The 26,122-nt window shown below is 70.7% G+C and carries 23 protein-coding genes; 14 read left to right on the top strand and 9 right to left on the bottom strand.

Annotated features, from left to right (window positions below; genetic code table 11):
• Positions 1–103: 103 nt before the first annotated feature.
• The 5 genes from IG78_RS52770 to IG78_RS42900 all read right to left on the bottom strand — a co-directional run bounded on the left by IG78_RS52770 (position 104) and on the right by IG78_RS42900 (position 3,733).
• Positions 104–184, bottom strand: a complete 81-nt coding sequence (locus tag IG78_RS52770) for a putative leader peptide (protein WP_361843195.1) — start codon at positions 182–184, stop codon at positions 104–106.
• Between the two features lie 247 nt (positions 185–431).
• Positions 432–1,184 (bottom strand): LmeA family phospholipid-binding protein, encoded by a 753-nt coding sequence (locus IG78_RS0130535; RefSeq protein ID WP_030569007.1) that lies wholly within the window; start codon positions 1,182–1,184, stop codon positions 432–434.
• A 122-nt stretch (positions 1,185–1,306) separates the two neighbouring features.
• Entirely contained in the window at positions 1,307–2,584 is a 1,278-nt protein-coding gene (locus IG78_RS0130530) for a hypothetical protein (RefSeq protein ID WP_030569004.1), read from the bottom strand.
• Between the two features lie 10 nt (positions 2,585–2,594).
• Positions 2,595–2,849 (bottom strand): MoaD/ThiS family protein, encoded by a 255-nt coding sequence (locus IG78_RS0130525; RefSeq protein ID WP_030569001.1) that lies wholly within the window; start codon positions 2,847–2,849, stop codon positions 2,595–2,597.
• Between the two features lie 5 nt (positions 2,850–2,854).
• Entirely contained in the window at positions 2,855–3,733 is an 879-nt protein-coding gene (locus IG78_RS42900; RefSeq protein WP_107055023.1) for an alpha/beta hydrolase, read from the bottom strand.
• Positions 3,734–3,999: 266 nt separating this feature from the next.
• Here IG78_RS42900 and IG78_RS0130515 point away from each other — a divergent pair, with 266 nt between their 5' ends.
• The 6 genes from IG78_RS0130515 (at position 4,000) to IG78_RS0130490 (ending at position 10,934) form a co-directional block, all read left to right on the top strand.
• On the top strand, positions 4,000–4,794 hold the full coding sequence (locus IG78_RS0130515; RefSeq protein ID WP_030568995.1) for a response regulator transcription factor: 795 nt from the start codon (positions 4,000–4,002) through the stop codon (positions 4,792–4,794).
• A gap of 23 nt (positions 4,795–4,817) precedes the next feature.
• Positions 4,818–5,861 carry a LacI family DNA-binding transcriptional regulator gene (locus IG78_RS0130510; RefSeq protein ID WP_030568992.1) on the top strand — a complete coding sequence of 348 codons (1,044 nt, stop codon included), beginning with the start codon at positions 4,818–4,820 and terminating at the stop codon, positions 5,859–5,861.
• A gap of 109 nt (positions 5,862–5,970) precedes the next feature.
• Positions 5,971–6,960 carry a S1C family serine protease gene (locus tag IG78_RS0130505; RefSeq protein ID WP_051853061.1) on the top strand — a complete coding sequence of 330 codons (990 nt, stop codon included), beginning with the start codon at positions 5,971–5,973 and terminating at the stop codon, positions 6,958–6,960.
• A gap of 141 nt (positions 6,961–7,101) precedes the next feature.
• Entirely contained in the window at positions 7,102–7,860 is a 759-nt protein-coding gene (locus IG78_RS0130500) for a response regulator transcription factor (protein ID WP_030568986.1), read from the top strand.
• Positions 7,857–9,287, top strand: a complete 1,431-nt coding sequence (locus tag IG78_RS0130495; RefSeq protein ID WP_030568983.1) for a sensor histidine kinase — start codon at positions 7,857–7,859, stop codon at positions 9,285–9,287. Before IG78_RS0130500 ends, IG78_RS0130495 begins: the two co-directional genes overlap by 4 nt.
• Positions 9,288–9,404: 117 nt before the next feature.
• Complete coding sequence (locus tag IG78_RS0130490) at positions 9,405–10,934, top strand: ATP-binding cassette domain-containing protein (RefSeq protein WP_037703021.1); 1,530 nt, start codon at positions 9,405–9,407, stop codon at positions 10,932–10,934.
• A 4-nt stretch (positions 10,935–10,938) separates the two neighbouring features.
• On the opposite strand, the gene IG78_RS0130485 is transcribed toward IG78_RS0130490, so the two are convergent.
• On the bottom strand, positions 10,939–12,186 hold the full coding sequence (locus IG78_RS0130485; RefSeq protein WP_030568977.1) for an LmeA family phospholipid-binding protein: 1,248 nt from the start codon (positions 12,184–12,186) through the stop codon (positions 10,939–10,941).
• Between the two features lie 107 nt (positions 12,187–12,293).
• Positions 12,294–14,129: a bifunctional metallophosphatase/5'-nucleotidase gene (locus IG78_RS0130480; protein ID WP_030568973.1), complete on the bottom strand. Its 1,836-nt coding sequence runs from the start codon at positions 14,127–14,129 to the stop codon at positions 12,294–12,296.
• Between the two features lie 233 nt (positions 14,130–14,362).
• Here IG78_RS0130480 and mshD point away from each other — a divergent pair, with 233 nt between their 5' ends.
• From mshD to pstB, 8 genes are all read left to right on the top strand, one after another.
• On the top strand, positions 14,363–15,286 hold the full coding sequence (mshD, locus tag IG78_RS0130475; protein WP_030568970.1) for a mycothiol synthase: 924 nt from the start codon (positions 14,363–14,365) through the stop codon (positions 15,284–15,286).
• A gap of 201 nt (positions 15,287–15,487) precedes the next feature.
• Positions 15,488–17,782: an RNA degradosome polyphosphate kinase gene (locus IG78_RS0130470; RefSeq protein ID WP_030568966.1), complete on the top strand. Its 2,295-nt coding sequence runs from the start codon at positions 15,488–15,490 to the stop codon at positions 17,780–17,782.
• Positions 17,763–18,968: a CHAD domain-containing protein gene (locus IG78_RS0130465; protein WP_030568963.1), complete on the top strand. Its 1,206-nt coding sequence runs from the start codon at positions 17,763–17,765 to the stop codon at positions 18,966–18,968. Before IG78_RS0130470 ends, IG78_RS0130465 begins: the two co-directional genes overlap by 20 nt.
• Positions 18,965–19,399 carry an NUDIX hydrolase gene (locus IG78_RS0130460; RefSeq protein WP_030568960.1) on the top strand — a complete coding sequence of 145 codons (435 nt, stop codon included), beginning with the start codon at positions 18,965–18,967 and terminating at the stop codon, positions 19,397–19,399. Before IG78_RS0130465 ends, IG78_RS0130460 begins: the two co-directional genes overlap by 4 nt.
• Positions 19,400–19,861: 462 nt before the next feature.
• Complete coding sequence (gene pstS, locus IG78_RS0130455) at positions 19,862–20,983, top strand: phosphate ABC transporter substrate-binding protein PstS (protein ID WP_030568958.1); 1,122 nt, start codon at positions 19,862–19,864, stop codon at positions 20,981–20,983.
• A gap of 104 nt (positions 20,984–21,087) precedes the next feature.
• Positions 21,088–22,113 (top strand): phosphate ABC transporter permease subunit PstC, encoded by a 1,026-nt coding sequence (gene pstC / locus IG78_RS0130450; RefSeq protein WP_030568956.1) that lies wholly within the window; start codon positions 21,088–21,090, stop codon positions 22,111–22,113.
• Positions 22,110–23,189 (top strand): phosphate ABC transporter permease PstA, encoded by a 1,080-nt coding sequence (gene pstA, locus IG78_RS0130445; protein ID WP_030568955.1) that lies wholly within the window; start codon positions 22,110–22,112, stop codon positions 23,187–23,189. The genes pstC and pstA overlap by 4 nt, the downstream gene beginning before the upstream one ends.
• Positions 23,190–23,268: 79 nt before the next feature.
• Entirely contained in the window at positions 23,269–24,045 is a 777-nt protein-coding gene (pstB, locus tag IG78_RS0130440) for a phosphate ABC transporter ATP-binding protein PstB (protein ID WP_030568952.1), read from the top strand.
• Between the two features lie 297 nt (positions 24,046–24,342).
• Here the strand turns inward: pstB and IG78_RS0130435 are convergent, their stop codons facing one another.
• Together IG78_RS0130435 and IG78_RS0130430 are read right to left on the bottom strand one after the other, a co-directional pair.
• Positions 24,343–25,341, bottom strand: a complete 999-nt coding sequence (locus IG78_RS0130435; protein WP_030568950.1) for an inorganic phosphate transporter — start codon at positions 25,339–25,341, stop codon at positions 24,343–24,345.
• A gap of 9 nt (positions 25,342–25,350) precedes the next feature.
• Positions 25,351–25,971 (bottom strand): DUF47 domain-containing protein, encoded by a 621-nt coding sequence (locus tag IG78_RS0130430; protein WP_030568948.1) that lies wholly within the window; start codon positions 25,969–25,971, stop codon positions 25,351–25,353.
• Positions 25,972–26,122 lie beyond the last annotated feature (151 nt).

The following is a 26,122-nucleotide window of genomic DNA, read 5'->3' as shown; positions in this document are numbered from 1 at the left end:
CGGGGGTGCGGATACACGGGTGCGGGGAGGCACGGGCGTACGGCACGGGGTGGCCCTGACGGCGGTCAGCGGGCCTGGGGGAATACGGGAAACGGGCTCCCGCTCAGAGAGCGCGACAGAGCATGGCGGCGACGCGGCACAGGTCCACTGCCCGCCGCTTCGTGAGATCCGCCTGTCGATGCATGCGACCGATCGTAGGGACGCAGGGGCGGCCGTGTCACCGGCGTGTCGGATACTGAGACGTTTTCGTCCAGAATGCGGACAGAGAGTCATTTCCCGGCCGGTCGCGCGGGCCCGCCACCCTCCGGACGCGCCGCGGGCGCCCACCCCCATCTGAGGAACGGACGCCCACGTCTCGTACTACGGACAACTACTTCGGACAACCACCACCGACAACTATCGGAACAACTGTGCGGGCTCGGGATGCGGGCTCAGGACACCAGGTCCACGTTCTCGCCCTTCACCGCCACGTCCACGCCGTCCGGCGCCGCCTGCACGGTGTCGAGCTTGACGCCGCCCGGCAGGTCGCTGATCTGCTCCTCGAAGTCCGTGACGTTCCTGACCAGGCCCTCGGGCAGCGGCAGGGAGACGCCGAGCACGTCGATCTTGTCGGGGATCGTGTCGGCGTGCACCTTGATGGCGTCGCCCTCGACCCGCAGGCTGCTCAGCACGTGCACGGGCTTGGGGAGCTTGGTGCCGCCCTTGCTCACCTCGACCTCGACCTTGATCTTGCCGTTGCCGCCGTCGGAGAGCCCGACGACCTCACCGGTGGCGCCGAGCGGCAGCTTCACCGGCTCGGACTTGGCGGCCTTCAGGAGCTCGTCGTAGGAGATCCGGGCGACGCCCGCGGCCCGGTCGGCGGTGGCGGAGCTGTAGTCGCTGGAGAAGTCGACGCCGTGCATGGTGGCGCTGAGGTCGGCGACGCGGATGGTGTCGCCGCCGGACTTCGCGTCGTAGTCCTTGATGCCGATCTCGACGTCGTCGAGCTTGCCGCCGAGCGCCTGGGTGAGGAACGGGAAGCCCTTGATGGACACGTCGGGAGTGCTGCTGAGCCCCTCCTGCGACTTGATCTTCTCCGCGGCCTCGTTCTCCGCGAAGGACACGGCGAACCGGTCGGCCGCCACGAAGAGACCGCCGAGGACCACCACGACGATCAGGAGTATGCGTATCGCGCGTTTGCTCATGCCTGCTGTTCCCCGTCCCCCGCCTCGGTTGTCCGTTCTGCCGCGAGCCTAGAGGACGGGTCCCCGGCCTACGCGCCCGGCCGGGGACCTGTAGATCGAATGTGACGTTCGGGGCCGAAGGGTCAGCCGAGGGCGCGCCCCAGCAGGTACACGGCGGGCGCCGCCGCCGCGAGGGGCAGCGCGACCCCGGCCGTGAAGTGCACGAACCGCGACGGGTAGTCGTACGAGGCGACGCGGTGCCCGATCACGGCGCACACACCGGCGGCGAGCCCGAGCAGCGCGCCCTTGCTGCCGAACTCCGTGGCCCCGCCGACCGCGATGCCCGCACCCGCGGCCGCGAGCAGCGCCACGACCACCGACGCGGGTGTCGGCAGCGGCAGCGCGCGGGCGACCACCGCGACCGCCACGGCCACACCGCCGACCGTGGCGGCCTCGTGGGCGGCGGCCAGATGCCCGGCCGCGATGATCGCGAGCGCGCTGGAGGCGACCGTCGCCATGAGGCCGTACATCCGCTCGTCGGCACCGGCACGACTGCGCAACTGGAGGACGAGGACGAGCAGCACCCAGACGCCGAGGGTGCCGAGGATGGCGGCGGGGGCGTTGCCCTCGCCGGTGGCGAGCAGCGCGATGTCGGCGGCGACGCCGCCGAGGAACGCGAGCGCGATGCCCTGGCGGGCGGGCCACATCCCGTTCAGCCGGAACCATCCGGCGGCGGTCACCGCCTGGAGGATCACCAGCGGTACGAGCAGCGCGTACTGGCCCGCCGCGGCACCTCCGGCGAGCAGCAGGCCGAGCACCGCGGTGAGCAGCGCGGGCTGCATCCCCGGCTCTATGACCGGCGACCGCCCTTCGGCCCGAGCCCGCTGAGCATCGGTGACCCGAGCGTTCCCGGTAACGGTGGCGGGCCCGTACCCGGGAGCAGCCTCGGCCTCCGCTTCTTCTGTGGGCGGCTGGTGCGCAGCTCCCCCTGTGGGCGGCTGGTCCGCCCAGGGGGCGAGTGGGGTCTCCCCTGCCCCAGCGGAGCCGAGAGCTTGGGGATGGGCGGGCACAGCCCCGCTGCCGGGTTCCTGGTAATAGGCCCCGGGGTAACCGTCCCCAGGCGCAGCCTGGTGATAGCCATGCGGAGGCTCCGCATAGGCCTGCGGAGGCAGATACGCCGTCTCGGCGGCGTCCACCGCAGGCAGCGGCGCCCCCACCTGCGTCTCCCAGGTCTGCCCCTCCCACTGCTGAGTGTCCTGCGCGGCGTACTGCTGTTGCTGCTGCGCGTAGGGATCCTGGTACCCCCAGCCCTGCTCGGCCTGGGGATACCCCTGAGCCGCGTACCCGTCGTACTGCTCGGGGTGGTACGGCTGCTGGGGCTGCTGGGGCTGGTGATAAGGGTCGTACGGTTCGTTGCTCATCGCGTACGGGTCATCCTCCTGCGAACGGCGGGAGCACCTCGACCGTGCCGCCCTCGGCAAGCCGTACCGTCTCATGGGCACGGGTACCCACGGGGTCGCCGTCGATGAGGAACGAGCAGCGCCGCAGCACACGGTCGAGTTCGCCGGGGTGTCGCGCGCGGGCCGCGCCGAGCGCCTCGGCCAGCGTGGTTTCGGCGTACGGCTCCTCGGCGACTCCCGCGGCGGCCTTGGCCGCGGCCCAGTACCGGATAGTGCCCGTTGCCATTCAGCTCAGCCCTTCTTCTCGTCGGCGGCTGCCGACGTCCCATCGGCGGTTGCCGACGTCCATGATGCCGTGAGCCACGCGCCGATCCGCTCCAGAAGGGCGTCGTCCGCGGCGTGCTCCGCGTGGCCCATGCCGGGTTCCAGCCACAGCTCACCGGATTCGCCCGCCGCGGCGGCCAGCATCCGCGGATGATCGACCGGGAAGTACGGGTCACGGTCACCGTGCACGATCAGCAGGGGCGTCGGCCCGATGAGCGGCACGGCCTCCGTCGGGGACAGCGGCACGGGGTCCCACTCGTGCGGGTGGATCCGGGTGCGCAGGCCGAGCCGCCCGACCATCCGCCCCGACCGCCGCGTCACCACCCAGTGCAGCCGCCGCATCGGCGCCGTCCCCCGATAGAACCAGCGGGCCGGTGCGCTGACGGACACGACCGCGTCGCTGCGCGCTTCCGTGCGCCCCCCGTGCAGCGCCGCGTGCCGCAGCACCACGGAGCCGCCCATCGAGAAGCCGACCGTGGCCACGCGCGCATGGCCGAGGGAGCGCGCCCACTCCACCGCGGCGGCCAGGTCGAGCACCTCTCGGTCGCCCACCGTGGAGTGCCCGCCGGACCCCCCGTGCCCCCGGAACGAGAAGGTGATTACGGCCGCACGCTGCGCGAACACCGCGGCGGCCCGGCGGACGTGGGGCCGCCCCAGATCCCCCGTGAAGCCGTGCGCGAGCACGACCGCGGGCCCGCCGACGGGCCCGGGCCCCGGGTCGTACGCGGCCTCGATCGCCACCCCGTCCGCCGTACACAGAGTCGTACGCGGCGTTACGCTGCGTTGAACGTCAGTGATCGACCGCACAGAAGATCGTGCCGTTTGACCTGCCGGACCGGAACTCATGTGGGCTATTGTGCTGCGCAGAGGATCCGGGCAGCGAAGCCCCCGGGTCCTTTCGTGCTTTCCGGCAGGGGCTGCATCCCCTGGGAAGCAGTGCCGAACCCGTAGGAAGCAGTGCCGCATACGCCCTCAAGCTCGCAACTACGTTCGAGCAGGGGGGACCCCCTACGCAGGGACCGAGGAGGAACCGACGTAATGGGCGAGCGAAACGTGCACGACAGTCAGAGGACTCCGGCGATCAGGCCGGCGACCCGGGCAGGTGGGCCGCGATGAGTTCTCTGCTGCTCCTCACCAACGCCCTCCAGCCGTCGGCGGAGGTGCTTCCCGCCCTCGGCCTGCTCCTGCACCAAGTGCGGGTGGCCCCCGCCGAGGGTCCCGCTCTCGTCGACACCCCCGGCGCCGACGTCATCCTGATCGACGGGCGGCGCGACCTGCCGCAGGTCCGCAGCCTCTGCCAGCTCCTGCGATCCACGGGGCCGGGGTGCCCGCTGGTGCTCGTGGTGACCGAGGGCGGCCTCGCCGCCGTCACCGCGGACTGGGGCATCGACGACGTCCTCCTGGACACCGCGGGCCCCGCCGAGGTCGAGGCGCGCCTGCGCCTGGCCATGGGCAGGCAGCAGATCACCGCCGACGACTCCCCCATGGAGATCCGCAACGGCGACCTCTCCGTGGACGAGGCGACGTACAGCGCGAAGCTGAAGGGCCGGGTCCTCGACCTCACCTTCAAGGAGTTCGAGCTGCTCAAGTACCTCGCCCAGCACCCGGGGCGGGTCTTCACGCGCGCCCAGTTGCTCCAGGAGGTCTGGGGCTACGACTACTTCGGCGGCACGCGGACGGTCGACGTGCACGTACGGCGGCTGCGGGCCAAGCTCGGCGTCGAGCACGAGTCGCTGATCGGCACCGTCCGGAACGTGGGTTACCGCTTCGTCGTCCCGGAGAAGGTGGACCGCGGAGCCGACGGGGAGAGCGCCAAGGCGGCGACGCCGAAGCCCGCGGACGAGCAGGCGCCCCGACCCGCCGCGGGAGCGGCGAAGGAAGCCGTCGCACGCCCTGCTCAGGGGTGACTCCATCCGCGTAGACTGCGCGCGTGGCCAAGGTGACGCGGGACGATGTGGCGCGACTGGCGGGTACTTCGACCGCGGTCGTGAGCTATGTCATCAACAACGGACCCCGGCCGGTCGCCCCGGCCACGCGCGAGCGTGTCCTCGCCGCGATCAAGGAGCTGGGCTACCGCCCGGACCGGGTCGCGCAGGCCATGGCGTCCCGCCGCACGGACCTCATAGGCATGATCGTGCCGGACGCGCGGCAGCCGTTCTTCGCCGAGATGACGCACGCCGTCGAACAGGCGGCGTCCGAGCGCGGAAAAATGGTGCTCGTCGGCAACTCCGACTACGTCGAGGAACGTGAGACGCACTATCTGCGCGCCTTCCTCGGCATGCGGGTCTCCGGCCTGATCCTCGTCAGCCACGGCCTCACCGACCAGGCCGCCGCCGAGATCGACGCCTGGGACGCGCGCGTGGTGCTCCTGCACGAGCGGCCCGAGGCCATCGACGACGTCGCCGTCGTCACCGACGACGTGGGCGGCGCCCAGCTCGCCACCCGGCATCTGCTCGAACACGGCCACGCGTACGTCGCCTGCGTCGGCGGCACCGCCGAGACCCCGACCGTCGGCGACCCCGTCTCCGACCACGTCGAGGGCTGGCGGCGCGCGCTGCGCGAGGCCGGCATCCCCACCGAGGGACGCCTGTTCGAAGCCCCCTACAACCGCTATGACGCCTATCAGCTCGCGCTGCAGTTCCTGGCCGCCCCCGACCGCCCCACGGCGATCTTCTGCTCCACGGACGACCAGGCCATCGGTGTGCTGCGGGCCGCGCGGGAGCTGCGCATCGACGTACCCGGGGAGCTGGCGGTGGCCGGCTTCGACGACGTCAAGGAGGCGGGCCTCACGGACCCGCCCCTGACCACGGTCGCCTCCGACCGCTCCGCGATGGCCCGCGCCGCCGTCGACCTCGTCCTCGACGACGGGCTTCGGGTGGCCGGGTCCCGGCGGGAGCGGCTGAAGGTGTTCCCCTCACGGCTCGTGGTGCGGCAGTCGTGCGGGTGCGGGCCTGCGGCCGCGACTGCTCTCTGACGGGCGTCAGCTTCTTCGTAGGCGTCTTTATATCGGGCAAACGCGGTTCTGTCGGGGTTCTCAGGGCGTCCTCAGGGGACTCTCATGTACCGAGCACACGATCGGAGACATGACAGAACCCTCCTCGCAGCAGCCGCCCGTTTATCCGCCTCCGCCCGCCTTCGGGCCCGCCCCGGCCGAGCCCGGCCCGGCAGATCCCGCCCACTCCGGTCGGCGGCGGGCCCGCGGCCCCGTGGCGCTGCTCGCCGCCGTCGCGCTCGCCGCCGCGGCCGTGGGTGGCGGTGCCGCGTACGCCGTACAGACGCTGACCGGCGGCAACGACGGCAGCGACGGGGCCAGGAACGTGAACGGGACCTCCGTCTCCACCGGCAGCAAGGGCACCGTCGCCGGTGTCGCCTCCGCGGTGTCCCCGAGCATCGTCGAGATCAAGGCCACCGGCGGCGCGGGCAAGTCCACCGGCTCCGGTGTGATCATCACCTCCGACGGTGAGATCGTCACCAACAACCATGTCGTCTCGGGGGCCTCCGAGATCACCGTGCAGACCAGCGACGGCAAGACGTACAAGGCCGAAATCGTCGGTACGGACAGCAAGAAGGACCTCGCGCTGATCAAGCTGGAGGGCGCTTCCGGGCTGCGGGCGGCGAGCCTCGGCGACTCCGACGACGTCCAGGTCGGCCAGGAGGTCGTCGCCATCGGTTCCCCCGAAGGGCTCACCGGGACCGTCACCAGCGGCATCATCTCCGCGCTCGACCGGGACGTGACCGTCTCCGCGGATCCTGGGCGGGGCCAGGAGCAGCAGCCGGGGGACGGGTGGCCGTTCGAGTTCGGCGGGGAACAGTTCAATGGGGACACCGGGTCTTCCAAGACCACGTACAAGGCGTTGCAGACCGACGCCTCGCTCAATCCCGGGAATTCCGGGGGCGCGCTCATCGACATGTCCGGGAACATTGTCGGGATCAACTCGGCCATGTACGCGCCGAGTTCGGCCCAGGCGGGGGCGCAGCAAGCCGCCTCCGGGAGTGTGGGGCTCGGGTTCGCCATTCCGATCAACACGGTCAAGGCCGACTTGGGGAAGCTGCGGGCCGGGGCGACGGGCTGAGCCCAACTGGGGGCGCCCGCGCGCGGAGCGCGCTGATGGATACAGCGGGGCGCACCGCGAGGCCCACCCCCATGCGACGCTGATAGCCCCGGGAAGCCGCAGAACCCGCAGAAAGCCGCAGAAAGCCGCAGAGAGAGAAACATGAACCCCGCCGAAGCCGACCGCGAGTCCCAGAACCAGCCGCAGCGCGTCCTGATCGTGGACGACGAGCCCGCCGTACGCGAGGCCCTGCAGCGCAGCCTCGCCTTCGAGGGCTACGGCACGGAGGTGGCGGTGGACGGCGCCGACGCCCTGGAGAAGGCCGCGTCCTACCGGCCCGACCTGGTCGTGCTCGACATCCAGATGCCCCGCATGGACGGTCTGACCGCGGCCCGCAGGCTGCGCGCCACCGGCTCGACCACGCCGATCCTGATGCTCACGGCCCGCGACACCGTAGGGGACCGCGTCACCGGCCTGGACGCGGGCGCCGACGACTACCTGGTCAAGCCCTTCGAGCTGGACGAGCTGTTCGCCCGCATCCGCGCCCTGCTGCGCCGCAGCTCCTACGCGGCGGCCGCCGGGCAGGCCACCGAGGGCGAGACGCTCGCCTTCGCCGACCTGCACATGGACCTCGCCACCCGCGAGGTGACCCGCGGCACCCGCACGGTCGAGCTGACCCGTACCGAGTTCACCCTCCTGGAGATGTTCCTGGCGCACCCGCGCCAGGTCCTGACCCGGGAGCAGATCCTGAAGTCGGTGTGGGGCTTCGACTTCGAGCCGTCCTCCAACTCGCTCGACGTGTACGTGATGTATCTGCGCCGCAAGACGGAGGCCGGGGGCGAGCCGCGGCTCGTGCACACCGTGCGGGGAGTGGGGTATGTGCTGCGCGCCGACGCCACGGGCTCCGGCAGCGGCGCGTGAAGGGGATCGTCCGCCGCTTCCGCGCGCTGCCGCTGCGTTCCCGGCTCGCCCTGCTGGTGGCGACCGCGGTGGCGGTCGCCGTCGCGGCGGCGGCGGTGGCCTGCTGGTTCGTCGTGCGGAACGTGCTCGTGAGCTCCCTCGACGACGCGCTGAGCGAGGCCAATGTGCCGCTTGAGTTCGTCAACAGCCAGGTCGACAGCACCGGCCGGTGCCGGCACTCGGTCATCTCGGGCAGTGACCGCCCCGATGTGTACAAGCAGACCGTGCAGGTGGTCGACCAGACCGGCGGCAGTTGCATCATCCTCGGCAAGCAGCGCATCGAGCTCAAGGACTCCGACACGGCCGTGGCGCGGCGCGAGGTGCAGAACTCGTACCACGACGCGACCGCGGCCAACGGCGAGGACTACCGCGTCTACACCTTCCCGCTGCCGAACTCCGACTACGCCGTCTCGGTGGCCCGCCCCCTCAGCGAGCTCCGCGACACCCTCAGCAATCTCGTCCTCGTCCTCTCGGCGGTCGCCGGTGTCGGGGTGCTCGGCGCCGGGGCGGCGGGGCTCTGGGTGGCACGGGCCGGGCTGCGTCCCGTCGACGAACTCACCGCGGCCGTCGAGCACGTCGCCCGTACCGAGGACCTGAACCTGCGGCTGCCCACCGACGAGGGCAGCGACGACGAGATCGACCGGCTCTCGCGGTCCTTCAACGCCATGACGTCCGCCCTTGCCTCGTCCCGCGACCTCCAGCAGCAGCTCATCGCGGACGCGGGACACGAGCTGCGGACCCCGCTGACCTCCCTGCGGACCAACATCGAGCTGCTCGTCCGCAGCGAGGACACCGGCCGCGCGATCCCGCCCGACGACCGCAGGGCGCTCCTTGCCTCCGTCAAGGCTCAGATGACCGAACTGGCCTCCCTCATCGGCGACCTCCAGGAGCTGTCGCGCCCCGACGCGGCGCACGGCGGCGGCAAGGTGCAGGTGGTCGCCCTGCACGACATCGTGGAGGCGGCCCTGGAGCGGGCCAGGCTGCGCGGACCCGAGCTGACCTTCGAGGCCCGCCTCGCCCCGTGGTTCGTACGGGCGGAGCCCCCGGCCCTGGAGCGGGCCATCGTCAACGTCCTCGACAACGCCGTGAAGTTCAGCCCGCACGGCACCACCGTCGAAGTCGTCCTCGGCGCCGGGGTTCTGACGGTACGTGACCACGGGCCCGGCATCCCCGCCGACGAACTCCCGCACGTCTTCGACCGGTTCTGGCGCTCACCGACGGCCCGGAGCCTGCCGGGGTCGGGGCTCGGCCTGTCCATCGTGGCGCGCACGGTCCGGCAGGCGGGCGGCGAGGTGACGCTCGGGGCCGCGAACGGTGGGGGCACGGTGGCGACGGTACGGCTGCCGGGAGCGGAGACGCCGCCGCCGGGTGAGCCACACCACTCCTGAGGCGAGACGCTGCGTCTTGCGTGGCGTCGCGATGGCCCGTACGGTGAGCACATCAATGACGAGACGAAACGTCTCGCCACGGATGTCCTCCCATGCCGTCCACGAAAGAAGACGCACTTGTTCCGTGCCCCAGGAGCGCCCGCCGCCCCGACTCACTCCCCCGCCACACCCACGCCCTCCCAGCTCACCCTCACCGACGTCACCAAGCGCTACGCCGACCACACCGTCCTCGAAGGCGTCCGCCTCACCGTCCGCCCCGGCGAGAAGGCGGGCGTCATCGGCGACAACGGCTCCGGGAAGTCCACCCTGCTGCGCCTGATGGCCGGGCAGGAGCGGCCCGACAGCGGCACCGTCACCGTGTTCGCCCCCGGCGGCACCGGCCATCTCGCCCAGACCCTGGACCTGCCCGACTCCGCCCGCGTCGGTGACGCCGTCGACCTCGCGCTCGCCGAGCTGCGAGCCCTTGAGCGCCGCATCCACGCCGCCGGGGCCGCCCTGGACGGCGCGGACCCGGACGCGTACGACGCCTACGCCGCTCTCGTCTCGCGGTTCGAGGCCCGCGGCGGCTACGGCGCGGACCGGCGCGTCGACGTCGCCCTGCGCCACCTGGGCGAGCGCACCGGCCTCGACCGCGCGCGGCGGCTCGGCACGCTCTCCGGCGGGCAGCGCTCCCGGCTCGCCCTCGCCGCTACGCTCGCCTCCGCCCCCGAGCTGCTCCTGCTCGACGAGCCCACCAACGACCTGGACGACGAGGCCGTGGCCTGGCTTGAGGAGCGGGAACGGGAGCACGCGGAGTGGCGGGCCGAGGTCGCCCGCCAGTCCCGGCTCGCCGAGTCCCACATCGGACGGCTCGGCGCGATCCCGCGCAAGCTGCCGCGCGGATTCAGCGGCGCGGGCGCCTTCCGGGCCAGGTCGCGGGCCCACGGCGCGCAGTCCCGCATCCGCGGCGCCCGCGAGCGCCTCCTGCGTCTCACGGAGAACCCGGCACCGGCACCACCGGAACCGCTGCGCTTCACGGCGAGCATCCGGGGCACGGAGGGGGCGGCGCCCGCAGGCGTCGGGCGGGCCGCGGGCGTCGTGGACCGTGCGGTCGAGGTCGTCGGACTGCGCGTCCCGGGGCGGGTCGTCCTTGACTCGCTGTACGTCCCAGCCGGCGGGCGACTGCTCGTGACCGGGCCCAACGGCGCCGGAAAGTCGACGCTGCTGCGGGTGCTCGCGGGCGAACTCGCGGCGGTGGAGGGCCTGGTGCGGCGCCCCGAGCGGGTCGGGGTGCTGCGGCAGACCGTCGCGACGCCGTCCGGCGCGGACGCGTCCCGCTCGCTGCTCGCCGCCTTCGGGGAGCAGCGCGCCGACGAGCTCCTCGCGCTCGGCCTGTTCCGGGCGGAGGACCTGCGCCGCCCGGTGGGCGCCCTGTCCGCCGGACAGCGCCGCCGCCTCGAACTGGCCCGCCTGGTGACACGCCCGTACGACCTGCTCCTGCTCGACGAGCCGACGAACCACCTGTCCCCCGGCCTGGTGGAGGACCTGGAGGCGGCGCTCGCGGGCTACACCGGGACGCTGATCGTCGTGTCGCACGACCGGCGGCTGCGGGCGGGCTTCCGTGGACCGGTCCTGGAACTCGTCCCGCAGCCCCGCCCGGGCAGTTGACCGGTCAGCGGCCGAACGCCAGCCCCGTCCCCTCAAGCTCCGCCCTGATCCCGTCCTTCTCCACCTTCACGTCGGAGAGCCGCACCGAACCGTCACCCGGCAGCTTCGGGAGCTCGAAGGCGAGGGTGAGGCGATCGACGAGGACGGGACGGGTCAGTTCGGAAAGCCCCTGGAGCAGAGCGGGGTCGAGGCCGAGCTTCTTCAGGAGTACGGGGTGGCCCATCGCCACGTCGATGAGGTTGAGGCGCGTCACGTCGTCGACGAAGCGCGGTGACCCGGTGACCTCGTTCAGCCTGGCGTCGCTGCGCAGCGCTTCCCGTACGGCGTCGTCGGGCACGCCGAGCCGCTTCGCGATCGCGGGCACGGAGAGCAGGGCCTTCGCCTTGGCGGACTCCTCCGCCACCCGGCGGGCGCCCTCGCGGCTGAGGTGCAGGCCGTCGGATGCGCGGGGTCCTGGGCGGTAACTGGCCATGTCGCCGATGCCCAGGCGCATCCGGCCGATGTCCGTGGCGACGCCGCGGTCGCCGTTGCGCTCGATGCGGGCGTCGGCGCGGACCGTCAGGTCGTGCCCGGCGACGGGCAGGGTGCCGCGGGCGTGGACCTGGTCGCGGCCGTGGCCGTTGAAGGTGACCTGGGAAGCGCCCAGCTCCCGGTTGAGGTCGTCGAAGGAGAGCAGGACCTCGCCGCGCATCTGCCCGATGACGGCGCCGTTCAGCGAGGTGGGTCCGTCGCCCTTCATGGTGACGTCCGTCGCGGTCGCGGAGACCTTGGCGAGCGAGACGCGGTCGGCGGCGACGTCGGGGACGGTCACCTTCACCTCGTCGAGGCGCTGGTCGAAGACCTGGGTGAGGAAGGGGAAGCCCTCGATGTCGACCTCGGGGGCCGCACTCAGGCCGAGCTGGTCCTTGAGCTTGTCGGCGGCCTCGTGCTCGGCGTAGAGGAGGGCCCAGCGGTCGGCGAGGACGAGGAAGGCGGCGGCCACGGCGAGGGTGACGAGCACCTTCGCGGCCGGCGGGAGCCCGGCGAACCGGTTGCGGCGCCTGCGGCTGCCGCGCCGGTGGTTGGGTGGCTGCCACGGTGTCTCGGCCTCGGCCGCGCCCTCGGTGTCGTCCTGGAGGAAGTCCTCCAGGGGATGGGGCGCGAGGGCGGCCAGCTCTTCGTACGGATTGCGGGGAGTTGTCTCCACGTACGGACGGTGGGGGGATGTCTCTTCGGACGACTCATATGTGGCTATGCGGTGGGGGGAACGCATCAGGTGATCTCACCACACGTTCACACCCCACCCCAAGCTCGTTCGCCGGAGAGCTACTTCACAGCGCTATGCGAACACCTGCGCCAGCGCTAGGACGAACGCTCCATTCAGCGCACAACGGTGATGCGGTCCGCCTTCGGCGGCGCGAGGGGCTTCCCGGCCGAGGAGTTGGCGGTGAGGTAGTCGTTCAGGGCCTTCAGGTCGTCCGCGCCGACCAGCGGCTTGGTGCCCTTGCCGAGCTCCGCGAAGCCGTCGCCGCCGCCCGCGAGGAACGAGTTCATCGCGACGCGGTAGGTGGCGTTCGGATCGATCGCCTTGCCGTTCAGCCTCACGGAGTCGGCGACCACGCGGTCCGCTCCCGACTTGGTCATGTCGAGGGTGTACGTGAAGCCCTCCGAGACCTGGAGGATCTTCGGGGAGGCCTCGTTCGGGCCGCTGACCTGCTGGCGGAGGCCGGTCAGGAGCTGGGCGCCGGTGAGGTCGACCAGGTTCACGGTGTTGCTGAAGGGCTGCACGGTGAACGCCTCGCCGTACGTCACGACCCCGTCGCCCTCACTGCCGCTCGCCTTGTGGACGAGGTCGGAGCGGATGCCGCCCGGGTTCATCAGGGCCAGGTCGGCCTCGGGGTCGAGGGACTTGGCGTGTGCGAGCTGGGCGTCGGAGATCAGGTCACCGAGCGGGGACTCGGGCGTGCCCGCGCCGCGGCCTGCGATGTCACCGGAGATGAAGCCGACGGGCTTGTTGGCGATGGGCGCGGCCAGCTTGTCCCAGCGGCCGATGAGCCGCGTCATGTCGGCGGCCTTGGGCTGCGTACGGCTGACGACGTGGTTCGCGGACCGCACGCTCGTGCGCACGATGTCCTTGGTGCGGCGGTCGTACGTGAGCGTGGTGTCGGTGTAGAGCTTGCCGTAGGAGGACGCCGAGGTGACCATGCGCGGCTTGCCCGAGGGGTCCGGGACGGTGCAGACGTACGCCTGGTGGGTGTGGCCGGTGACGATCGCGTCGACCTTGGGCGTGATGCCCTTGGCGATGTCGGTGATGGGCCCTGAGATGCCGTCGCCCGCGCCCGGGGAGTCGCAGTCGTAGTTGTACGCCTGGCTCGCCGGGGAGCCGCCCTCGTGGATGAGCGTGACGATGGACTTCACGCCCTGCTTGTCGAGGATCTTCGCGTACTTGTTGACGGTCTCGATCTCGTCGTGGAACTTCAGGCCCTTGATGCCGTCGGCGGAGACGATGTCCGGGGTGCCCTCAAGCGTCACGCCGATGAAGCCGACCTTCACGCCCTTGTGCTTCCACACCCAGTAGGGCTTGAGGACGGGCTTGCCGGACTTCTCGTCCGTGACGTTCGCGGCCAGATACGGGTAGTCGGCGCCCTCGAACTTCTTGCCCTTGCCGTGCTTGTCCTTCTCGTAGCAGCCGTCCTTGGGGTGACAGCCGCCGTTCTGGATCCGCGCGAGCTCCTTGGCGCCCTCGTCGAACTCGTGGTTGCCGACGCTGGTGACGTCGAGGTCGAGCTTGTTCATCGCCTCGACGGTCGGCTCGTCGTGGAAGAGCCCCGACAGGAGCGGGCTGGCGCCGATCAGGTCACCGGCCGCGGCGGTCACGGAGTACGGGTGCTGCTCGCGGGCGGTGCGCAGCGAGGTCGCGAGGTACTCGACGCCACCGGCGTCGATCTTCTTCTCGGTCCCGTCGTGCTGCTTCTCGACGACCTGTCCGGAGGAGCCCGCGGGCGGCTTGAGGTTGCCGTGGAAGTCGTTGAAGGACAGCAACTGCACGTCGACCGTGCGCTTCTTGTCCTTGGCGGCGGCCGCGTCCCGGCCGTCCTGCCCCGCACTCGCGGGCAGCGCGGCAGCGAGCGCACCGGCCGTAGCGATCCCCGCCGCGACGGCGAGCACCCGGGTGGTGCGGCGCCTGGGCCTTCGATGCTGCGGTATGCCGGACACGTGATTCCCCCGGGGTGATATGAGACGACTGGACCGACGGCAGCCTATGGTCAACGCGCGTAGCGCAACAGAGGCTTGCTGGTTACAGCCTGATTGCCATTACGGGACCAATAAAGCCCGTCCGGCGCTGAGGACGAGCGCGCAAGCGCGATCCAGCCCGTCCGGCGCATGAGAACGAGCGCGCAAGCGCGACACCCCGCCAAAGGCGCCCCCGCCAGAACTACCCTCGACGCATGACTGACGACCGCCCCGCCCCGCCCCGCAAGCTCGACAACGTCGACCACCTCACCGCAGCCCAAGCGCGCGAGGCCCTCGAACTGCTCGGCGCAGCCGCCCGCACCGACGGCCAGCAGGCCGTCTCGGAACAGGGGCGGCTGCAACTGCGCGGCGGCCCCCGCGAGGGGGTACGGCACCTGCTCCTGTCCGTCGGGGGCGAACTCGTCGGCTACGCCCAACTGGAGGACACCGACCCCGTCGAGGCCCCCGCCGCCGAGCTGGTCGTGCACCCGGGCCACCGCGGCCACGGCCACGGCAGGGCCCTTGGCTCGGCGCTGCTCGCCGAGTCGGGCAGGCGGCTGCGCGTGTGGGCGCACGGCGGCCACTCCGCGGCACGCCACCTCGCCCAGGTCCTCGGCCTGACCCTGTTCCGCGAACTGCGCCAGATGCGGCGGCCGCTGGCGGGCCTGGAGCTGCCGGACCCGGTGCTCCCGGAGGGGGTCCGGGTACGCGCCTTCGTCCCCGGCGCGGACGACGCGGCGTGGCTCGCGGTGAACGCGGAGGCCTTCGCCCACCACCCCGAGCAGGGCTCCCTCACCCAGCGGGACCTGGACGACCGCAAGGCGGAGCCGTGGTTCGACCCGGCGGGCTTCTTCCTGGCCGAGCGGGAAGCCGACGGCGAGCTCGTCGGCTTCCACTGGACGAAGGTGCACGCGCAGGAGCGCCTCGGCGAGGTGTACGTCGTCGGGGTACGGCCCGGCGCGCAGGGCGGCGGCCTCGGCAAGGCCCTCACCACGGTCGGCCTGCGGCACCTGGCGGCGGCCGGTCTGCCCACGGCGATGCTGTACGTCGACGCGGACAACAAGGCGGCGGTGAGCGTGTACGAGCGGCTGGGGTTCGTGACGCACGAGACGGACCTGATGTACCGCACGGAGTCGTAGCCGTGAACGCCTGGGGGTTCCCATGCGACCCCCCAGGCGTCATGTCGGCTTAACCATTGATTCAGACAGCCTTGCGAAGCTCAGGCAATGCAGCCCCCCACCGAGCCCACGCCGGACGGAGCGCGCCCGAACGGCCAGGCCCGTCTCGCGCACCGGGCCTCCGGCGCGCCCGGAAGGGGCAACGCGCGGAAGAATGGGTCCATGAGCGAGCGCACCGCGCAGTCCGAAGCCAAGCACGCCGCCGCCGAGGCCGCCGAGGCCGCTGCCGACGGGGTGCGGCACGCACAGCCGTCCGTCGCCTCCCTCGCCGCGCACCGGCCGCACACCATCGCGGCAACCGTCTCCGACCTGGACCCGGACATCGACGCCGACCTGGACGCGTACGACGAGGAGGCGCAGGCGGGCTACGGCGGCGCGGAGCTGCCGCAGGGCCGGTTCCTGGACCGGGAGCGCAGTTGGCTCGCCTTCAACGAACGCGTCCTTGAGCTCGCCGAGGACCCGAACACACCGCTCCTGGAGCGGGCGAACTTCCTCGCGATCTTCGCATCGAACCTGGACGAGTTCTTCATGGTCCGGGTGGCGGGCCTGAAGCGGCGCATCGCGACCGGCGTCGCCACCCGCTCCGCGTCCGGCCTGCAGCCCCGCGAGGTCCTGGAGCTGATCTGGTCCCGCAGCCGCGAGCTCATGGCCCGGCACGCCGCCTGCTACCAGGAGGAGATCGCTCCGGCCCTGGCCGACGAGGGCATCCACGTGGTGCGCTGGCCCGAGCTGACGGACAAGGAGCAGTCCCGGCTCTACACCCTCTTCATGCACCGGATCTTCCCGGTGCTCACCCCGCTGGCCGTGGACCCCGCGCACCCCTTCCCGTACATCTCGGGCCTGTCCCTGAACCTCGCCGTGGTGATCGAGAACCCGGTCACGGGCCATGAGCACTTCGCGCGCGTCAAGGTCCCGCCGCTGCTCTCCCGCTTCCTGGAGGCATCGCCGCAGCGCTACGTCCCCATCGAGGACGTCATCTCGGCGCCCAAGCACCTCCAGGAACTGTTCCCGGGCATGAACATCAAGCAGCACCACATGTTCCGGCTCACCAGGAACGAGGACCTGGAGGTCGAGGAGGACGACGCCGAGAACCTCCTCAAGGCCCTGGAGAAGGAGCTGATGCGGCGCCGCTTCGGACCGCCGGTGCGCCTGGAGGTCGAGGAGTCCATCGACGAAGAGGTCCTCAACCTGCTGATGCGGGAGCTGAAGATCGGCGAGTCGGAGGTGCACCCGCTGCCGGGCCCCCTCGACCTCACAGGTCTCTTCGCCCTCGCGGGCCTGGACCGGCCCGAGCTGAAGTACCCGAAGTTCGTGGCGGGCACGCACCGTGACCTCGCGGAGGTCGAGTCGGCGTCCGCGCCCGACATCTTCGCGGCCCTGCGCGGCGACCACGACGTGCTCCTGCACCACCCCTACGACTCGTTCTCGACGTCCGTGCAGGCCTTCCTGGAGCAGGCCGCCGCCGACCCGAACGTGCTCGCCATCAAGCAGACGCTGTACCGCACATCGGGCGATTCCCCGATAGTCGACGCGCTGACCGATGCCGCCGAGTCCGGCAAGCAGGTCCTCGTCCTGGTCGAGCTGAAGGCCCGCTTCGACGAGCAGGCCAACATCAAGTGGGCGCGGAAGCTGGAGGAGGCGGGCTGTCACGTCGTGTACGGCCTGGTCGGTCTGAAGACGCACTGCAAGCTGTCGCTCGTGGTCCGCCAGGAGGGCGACAACCTCGTCCGCTACTCGCATGTGGGCACCGGCAACTACCACCCCAAGACCGCTCGCCTGTACGAGGATTTCGGCCTGCTCACCGCCAACCAGGAAGTCGGCGCGGACCTCTCCGACCTCTTCAACCGGCTTTCGGGCTACTCGCGCCGCGAGACCTACCGGCGTCTCCTCGTCGCCCCCAAGTCGCTGCGGGACGGCCTGATCACCCGTATCAACCGGGAGATCCAGCACCACCGCGGCGGCCGCCCCGCCTACGTCCGCATCAAGGTCAACTCGATCGTCGACGAGGCGATCATCGACGCGCTGTACCGCGCCTCGCAGGCCGGGGTGACGGTGGACGTGTGGGTGCGCGGGATCTGCGCGGTGCGGCCGGGCGTCGCGGGCCTGTCGGAGAACATACGCGTGCGTTCCGTGCTCGGCCGCTTCCTTGAGCACTCCCGGCTCTTCGCCTTCGGCAACGGCGGCGAACCGGAGGTGTGGATCGGCAGCGCCGACATGATGCACCGCAACCTCGACCGCCGGATCGAGGCGCTGGTCAGGGTGGCGTCCCCGGTCCACAGGGCCACCCTGAACCGGCTCCTGGAGACCGGTATGTCGGACACCACGGCCTCGTGGCACCTGGGGGCGGACGGCAACTGGACGCGGCACGCCACGGACCCGGACGGCCAGCCCCTGCGCAACGTACAGGAGATGCTCATAGACGCCCGGAGGCGCCGGCGTGGCACAGCAACACCATGAGATGACGGCGGGCGAGGCCCTGTCGGTCTACCTGCAGGACCAGGCGACCGACTTCCTCCGCTCGCTGCGGCTGCACCGCGAGTCCTCGACCGACGCGCAGGGCGCCGAGGAGTCCCTCGCGGCGGCGCGGGCGCTGCGGCGCGCGTCCCGTCGCATCGGCGCCACGCTGCACACGTTCCGTCCGCTCCTGGACCCGGAGTGGACGGAGGGCCTGCGGCCCGAGCTGGCGTGGCTCTCCGGCACCCTGGCCCGCGAACACGCGTACGCAGCCCGCCTGGAACGCCTCCTGACAGCCCTCCACCGCCTCTCGACACCCCCACCGGCGCCGCCCCCGGACCCGGTACCGACAGTCCCACACCCCACCCCCGCCGCGGTCACCGTCACTGCCGCTGCCGCTGTGGGCAATCGTCCCGCAGGGCGAGTGGGGCCTCCCCTGGTCGAGCGGAGCCGAGAGCTTGGGGACGGGTGGGCACAGCCCACGGCGCCGGGCAACCGTGAGGTAAGGGCCGGCACGGCCGACGGCCCGAAGGCAAGGCAGAGCCAAGCCCAGCCCGGAAAGAAACCTTCCGGCCCTCTCGCGGTGGGCGCAGCCAAGGCCGCCGCCCTCCTGGAACGCCAACTCACCCTGGCCCGCACCCGGGCCCACTCCGCCGCCCTACAGGCCTTCGGCTCCTCCCGCTTCCACGCGGTGGCGGACAACGTGGCCGTACTCGCCAGCGAGGTCCCCCTGCGTCCCACCCCGGACGCGGACCTCGAAGCGCTGGCAGCGGCAGCCGAGTACCACCTGGCCGAGGCGGTGGCATGGCTCCCCCTGGTCCAGGCGGGCCTCCCGTACAACGCGGAGGCCCTGGTCCACGGCCTGGCCGCGGACACCGCCCCGGACGCCCAGGACGCCCCCTGGCTGAAGGTCCGCTCCCTGCTGCGCCTGCACCGCTACGCCCAGGAGGTGCTGCTCGGCGACACCCCGCAGGACACCCGCCTCGTCCTGGCTGGACAGGCCCTCGACCTGCACCGCGAGGCCGCGGAGGCGGCGGAGGCAGCGGCATCGGCGGCCCGCACCCCCCGCATCGCACCGGCCACGGCGTACGCCCTCGGGGTGCTGCACGCCGACCAGCGGCACGAGGTGGAGGCGGCACGGTTCGCCTTCCAGCGGGCGTGGCTGCGCGAGTCGGTGATCGCCCAGTGACGCGGGCACCCGGCCCGGTCCTGGCGGCGGGCTGCGTGCTGTGGCGCCCCACCACCTCCGGGGGCCTCGTCGAGGTGGCCCTGGTGCACCGGTCGAAGTGGGACGACTGGTCCTGGCCCAAGGGCAAGCTCGACCCCGGCGAGTCCCCGTCCGAGGCGGCCGTGCGCGAGGTCGAGGAGGAGACGGGCATGACGTGCCGCCTCGGGCCCGCGCTGCCCACCGCCCACTACACCGACGCGAAGGGCCGCCCCAAGGTGGTCCACTACTGGGCGGCCGAGGCGACCGGGGGCGAGTTCTCGCCGAACGACGAAGTGAGCCACCTCATGTGGCTCACTCCGGACGCGGCCCGCAGAAAGCTCACCTACGCCTTGGACAAGGACCTGGTGGAGCCGTTCCTCGCCGCCGTGGGCCGCCACGAGCAAGGCGCGTAGGGCACGCGCCTCCGGCCCGCCACCGAGCGGCCCAGCCCCGCCCAGCCCAGTTCCGCCCCGCCCCGCCCCGGTACAGCGCTGCCGCCGTGCCGGGCATTGCCATGGAACCCCCAACGCAACATGGCGGAACACTGAACGCCGCAAGAACGCCACGTACCCGCATGGACACTCTGCGTGATCATCCGCAAGGCTGGAAGTGAACGTTTGCGGGGCGACTTCACCCGTTGCGTCCCCCACGCCGTAATCCGACCGTGACCTCACCACAAAGTCCTCGTAGGTTCACCACGCGTTCACTTACGGCCATCGACCGCGTCACCTGTTCTGCCTAATTTCGGCCTTACGTGATGGCGGCGCGATCGAACGGATCGCACCGACAGCGCGGGTACGGCCCGGCCACCTACGGCCACTCGAACCACTTCGCACGCCGCCCCGTGAGGCGGCTCCCGGAAGGAACTCCCGAAAGTGAAGCTTCAGCGCAAGAACCGGCGGGCCCTCACCCTCGGTGCTCTCGCCGTCTCCGGCGCCCTGGCCCTCACGGCGTGCGGCTCGGATGACACGGGTGACAAGGACGGCGGCAAGACGTCGAACGCGGCCTCCAACATCGACTGCAACGACGCCAAGGGCAAGCTCCTCGCGTCGGGCTCGTCAGCGCAGAAGAACGCGATCGACGCCTGGGTCGCCAACTACCGCGCGGCCTGCAAGGAAGTGCAGCTCAACTACAAGCCGGACGGCTCCGGCGCCGGCATCACCGCCTTCCTCCAAGGACAGACCGCCTTCGCGGGCTCCGACTCGGCCCTGAAGCCGAAGGAGATCGAGAAGTCGAAGGAGATCTGCAAGACCAGCCAGGCCATCGACCTGCCGATGGTCGGCGGCCCGATCGCCGTCGGATTCAACGTGCCGGGCGTCGACACCCTCGTCCTGGACGCCAAGACGCTGGCCGAGATCTTCAACAACAAGATCAGCAAGTGGAACGACAAGGCGATCCAGAAGCTGAACCCGGACGCCAAGCTCCCCAGCACCAAGATCCAGGCCTTCCACCGCTCCGACGAGTCCGGCACCACGGACAACTTCACCAAGTACCTCAAGGGCGCCGCCCCCGCCGCCTGGCCGCACGAGCCGGGCAAGAGCTGGGAGGCCGAGGGCGGCCAGTCCGCGCAGGGCTCCTCCGGCGTGGCCCAGCAGGTGAAGCAGGTCGAGGGCGCCATCTCGTACATGGAGCTGTCGTACGCCAAGGAAGGCATCAAGACCGTCGACCTGAAGACGGGCGCCAAGGAGCCGGTCAAGGCCACGGTCGACAACGCCTCCAAGGCGATCGCCGAGGCCAAGACGGTCGGCGAGGGCAAGGACCTCGCCCTGGAGCTGAACTACAAGCCCTCCGCCGAAGGCGCGTACCCGATCACCCTGGTGACGTACGAGATCGTCTGCGAGAAGGGCAACAAGAAGGACACCCTGCCCGCCACCAAGTCCTTCCTGAACTACATCGCCAGCGAGGACGGCCAGGCCGCCCTGAAGGACGAGGGCTACGCCCCCATCCCGTCCGAGATCAACACCAAGGTCCGCGAAACCATCAAGAGCCTGAGCTGACCCAAGGGCGCGGCCCGTCTCCCCGACGGGCCGCGCCGTCCGGTGCACCGCCGCCAGGAGCCATGGCCCCACCGGGCCCACGGTTCCGCAGACCGGAGAACCCCATGGACATACCTACCGACACCCCACCCAAGCCGTCCCCAGTGCGGGACAGCACGCCCTCGACCGCCGAGCAGAAGCGCAACGCCCGCGGCGCGACCCGCCCCGGTGACCGGATCTTCCTCGGCCTCTCGCGCGGCTCCGGCATCGCCCTGCTCGCGGTCATGGCTGCCGTCGCGGCCTTCCTGGCCTACCGCGCCTCCGTCGCCCTCTCCGACAACACCGGCAACTTCCTCACCACCTTCGAGTGGGACCCCGCCGGTCTGTCGACGGACGGCAAGCCCTACTTCGGCATCGCCGTCCTGGTCTTCGGCACCATCGTGAGCTCGATCATCGCGCTCGTGATCGCCGTGCCCGTGGCCATCGGCATCGCCCTGTTCATCTCGCACTACGCACCGCGCAAGCTGGCCACCCCGATCTCCTTCGTGATCGACCTGCTCGCCGCCGTGCCCTCGATCGTCTACGGCCTCTGGGGCGCCATCGTGGTCGCGCCCAACCTGACCGGGCTCTACGGCTGGCTCGACGACTACTTCGGCTGGACCGGCATCTTCTCGTACGAGGGCGGTGCCCCGCGCTCCCTGATGACCGTCGGCATCCTGCTCGCAGTCATGATCCTGCCGATCATCACCAATGTGAGCCGCGAGGTCTTCCTCCAGGTCCCGAAGATGCACGAGGAGGCCGCGCTCGCCCTCGGCGCCACGCGCTGGGAGGTCATCCGCATGTCGGTACTGCCCTTCGGCCGCTCCGGCATCATCTCCGCCTCGATGCTGGGCCTCGGCCGCGCGCTCGGCGAGACGATCGCCGTGGCCACCGTGCTCTCCCCGACCTTCCTCATCCAGGCATCCGTGCTCGACTACGGCGGCGGCACCTTCGCGCAGAACATCGCCAGCAAGTTCGGCGAGGCCGACGAGTACGGCCAGGACGCCCTGATCGCCTCCGGCCTGGTCCTTTTTGTCATCACTCTCCTTGTCAACGGCGCGGCCCGCCTGATCATCGCGCGCCGCAAGGAGTACTCGGGGGCCAACGCATGAGCACCACGACCATCAAGCCCTCCGGCGGCCCCGGCGGCAAGCCCGCCCGCTCGGCGCTCCAGGGCGCCCAGTTGCCCCGCTGGTCGCCGTACGTCATCGCCCTCGGCTCGCTGGCCGTGGGCTGCGGCATCGGGCTCGCGGCGGGCCTCGACTCCCGCATCCAGTGGGGCCTGATCGCGGCCGTCCTGTTCATCGGTGTCTCCTACGCCCTGGCCACGACCGTCGAGGGCGGCAGGCAGGCCAAGGACCGCCTCGCCACCTCGCTGGTGTGGGTGACGTTCCTGATGGCCGTGGTGCCGCTGGCGTCCCTCGTCTACGAGACGGTCAAGCGCGGCTCCGAGGTCTTCAGCGGCTACTTCCTGACCCACTCCATGGGCGTCGTCGCCGACGACGAGCCGGGCGGCGGTGTCTACCACGCCATCATCGGCACCCTGCAGCAGGTCGGCCTCGCCAGTCTGATCGCCGTACCGATCGGCGTGCTCACCGCGATCTACCTGGTCGAGTACGGCCGGGGCAAGCTCGCCAAGGCCGTCACGTTCTTCGTCGACGTGATGACGGGCATCCCGTCGATCGTCGCCGGTCTGTTCGTCCTCAGTTTCTGGATCCTGATCCTGCGCTTCGACTTCTCCGGCTGGGCCGGCGCCATGGCGCTGTCGATCCTGATGATGCCGGTGGTCGTGCGCTCCACCGAAGAAATGCTGAAGCTCGTACCGAACGAGCTGCGCGAGGCCTCGCTCGCGCTCGGCGTACCGAAGTGGCGCACCATCCTGAAGGTGGTCCTGCCCACCGCGATCGGCGGCATCACGACCGGCATCATGCTGGCGGTCGCCCGCATCGCCGGCGAGACCGCGCCCGTGCTGCTGCTGGTCTTCACAACCCCCCTCATCAACACGAACCCGTTCGACGGTGCCCAGGGGTCGCTGCCGCTGTACATCTACCAGCAGTACCAGTCGGGCAACCAGGCCGGTTACGACCGTGCCTGGGCCGCGGCCCTCGCCCTGATCGCCTTCATCATGATCCTCAACCTCGTGGCCCGTGGCATCGCCCACTGGAAGGCCCCGAAGACCGGTCGCTGAGGCGACACCCCACGGCTCCGCTCCGCCGAGCGGGACCACCCGGCGACCGACAGCAGACTTCCCGAAAGCAGTGATCTCCATGGCCAAGCGAATCGACGTATCCGGCCTCAACGCCTACTACGGTTCCCACAAGGCGATCGAAGACATCTCCATGACCGTGGAGCCCCGCTCCGTGACGGCCTTCATCGGCCCGTCCGGCTGCGGCAAGTCCACGTACCTGCGCACCCTGAACCGCATGCACGAGGTCACCCCCGGCGGCCGCGTCGACGGCAAGGTGCTCCTCGACGGCGACGACCTGTACGGCTCCGGCGTGGACCCGGTGAACGTGCGCCGCACCATCGGCATGGTCTTCCAGCGCCCGAACCCCTTCCCCACCATGTCGATCTACGACAACGTCGCGGCGGGCCTGAGGCTCAACGGCTCGTACAAGAAGAGCGAGCTCAGCGACGTCGTGGAGAAGTCCCTCAGGGGCGCCAACCTCTGGAACGAGGTCAAGGACCGCCTGAACAAGCCGGGTTCCGGGCTCTCCGGCGGTCAGCAGCAGCGCCTGTGCATCGCGCGGGCCATCGCCGTGGAGCCGCAGGTGCTCCTGATGGACGAGCCCTGCTCGGCGCTCGACCCGATCTCCACCCTCGCCATCGAGGACCTGATCGGCGAGCTGAAGGAGCGCTTCACGATCGTCATCGTGACGCACAACATGCAGCAGGCGGCCCGCGTCTCCGACCGCACCGCCTTCTTCAACCTCTCGGCGGTCGGCCAGCCCGGCAAGCTCATCGAGCTCGACGACACGGAGCGCATCTTCTCCAACCCGTCGGTGCAGGCCACCGAGGACTACATCTCCGGCCGCTTCGGCTAGATCTCCGGCCGCTTCGGCTGGGCCTCCCCGGCCGGACAGAACTCCCCGCGGTGCTGCATGGCGGTGCCACCGCAGGGATGCAGAAGGGCCCGCCCCCCGACTTCCGGGGGGCGGGCCCGTCCCTTTGCCGCACCAGCGGGCGGCGCGGCTTCTCGTGCAGAGGAAGGCCAGGGGGAGGCCGCCTACAGGAACGCCAGGTTCACGATCCAGAAACTCACCGCGGCGACCAATGCCGCCGCAGGCATAGTGATGCTGCATTCCCCGGGGGATGACCCCCGGACCCCCAGCCGACACCGCCTACAGGAACGCCAGGTTCACGATCCAGAAACTCACCGCGGCGACCAGCGCCGCCGCAGGCATAGTGATGAACCAGCCCAGGATGATGTTCTTGGCGACGCCCCAGCGCACGGCGTTCACCCGCTTGGTCGCACCCACGCCCATGATCGCGGACGTGATGACATGCGTCGTGGAGATCGGCGCGTGGAACATGAACGCGGTGGTGAACATGATGCCCGCGCCCGTGGTCTCCGCGGCGAAGCCCTGCGGCGGGTCCAGCTCGATGATCTTGCGGCCGAGGGTCCGCATGATGCGCCAGCCACCCGCGTACGTACCGAGCGACAGCATCAGCGCACAGGAGATCTTGACCCAGATCGGGATCGGGTCGCCGGGGGCCTCGACGTCCGCGATGACCAGGGCCATCACCACGATGCCCATCGTCTTCTGGGCGTCCTGGAGGCCGTGCCCGAGCGCCATGCCCGCCGCCGAGACGGTCTGGGCGATCCGGAAGCCGCGCTTGGCCTTGTGCGGGTTGGACTTCCGGAACATCCACATGATCGCGCACATCACCAGATAGCCGATCACCAGACCGACAAGGGGCGAGAGGAACATCGGGATGACGATCTTCTCGACCACTCCGGACCAGATCACCCCGATGCCACCGGCGAGCGCCGCGCCCACCAGGCCGCCGAAGAGCGCGTGGGACGAGGAAGACGGCAGGCCGTAGTACCAGGTGACGAGATTCCAGACGATCGCGCCCACCAGACCGGCGAAGAGGATCCACATCCCCTTGTTGCCGTGCGGCGTCTCGATCAGCCCCTCGCTGACCGTTTTGGCGATGCCGCTGCCGAGGAAGGCACCGGCCAGGTTCATGACCGCGGCCATGGCGAGCGCCGCACGTGGCGTAAGGGCACGCGTGGAGACGGAGGTGGCGATGGCGTTCGCGGAGTCGTGAAAGCCATTCGTGTACGTGAAACCGAGCGCGACGCCAATGGTCACGATCAATGCGAAGGTGTCCATGGAGGTGCCTCAGGACTCCTTGACCGCGATGGTCTCCACCGTGTTGGCGACGTGCTCGAACGCGTCGGCCGCCTCTTCGAGCACGTCGACGATCTGCTTGAGCTTCAGCACCTCCATGGCGTCGTACTTGCCGTTGAAGAGCTGCGCGAGGAGCTTGCGGTGAATCTGGTCGGCCTGGTTCTCAAGGCGGTTGACCTCGATCCAGTACTCGGTGAGGTTGTCCATGGTGCGCAGGTGCGGCATGGCCTCGGCCGTCAGCTCGGCGGCCCGGGCGAGCACCTCGATCTGCTGCTCGACGCCCTTGGGGAGCTCCTCGACCTGGTAAAGGACGACCAGGTCGACGGCCTCCTCCATGAAGTCCATGATGTCGTCGAGCGAGGACGCGAGGGTGTAGATGTCCTCGCGGTCGAACGGCGTGATGAACGAGGAGTTCAACTGGTGGAAGATCGCATGCGTCGCGTCGTCCCCCGCGTGTTCCGCGGCCCGCATACGCTCTGCGATCTCGGCCCGGGCCGAGGAATCGGCTCCGAGCAGTTCCATCAGGAGCTTGGAGCCTGTGACGATGTTGTCCGCGGATGCGGCAAACATGTCATAGAAGCTCGTCTCCCTGGGGGTCAGACGAAATCGCACGTGGGGTCCTCGGGGTGCTCTGGATGCGGTCAGGCTGATGCTAGGCGCATCATCCGGCCACGGCTAACCGGCCAGACCCCAGTGTCGCCCATCAGGCACAGTGATCAGCACACCACCCGAGGAATCGGCTACCCTATACCCACCAGGGGTA

Source organism: Streptomyces aureocirculatus, from assembly GCF_000720475.1.
Classification (GTDB): Bacteria; Actinomycetota; Actinomycetes; order Streptomycetales; family Streptomycetaceae; genus Streptomyces; species Streptomyces aureocirculatus.
This window is presented reverse-complemented; position numbering and strand designations above follow the sequence as displayed.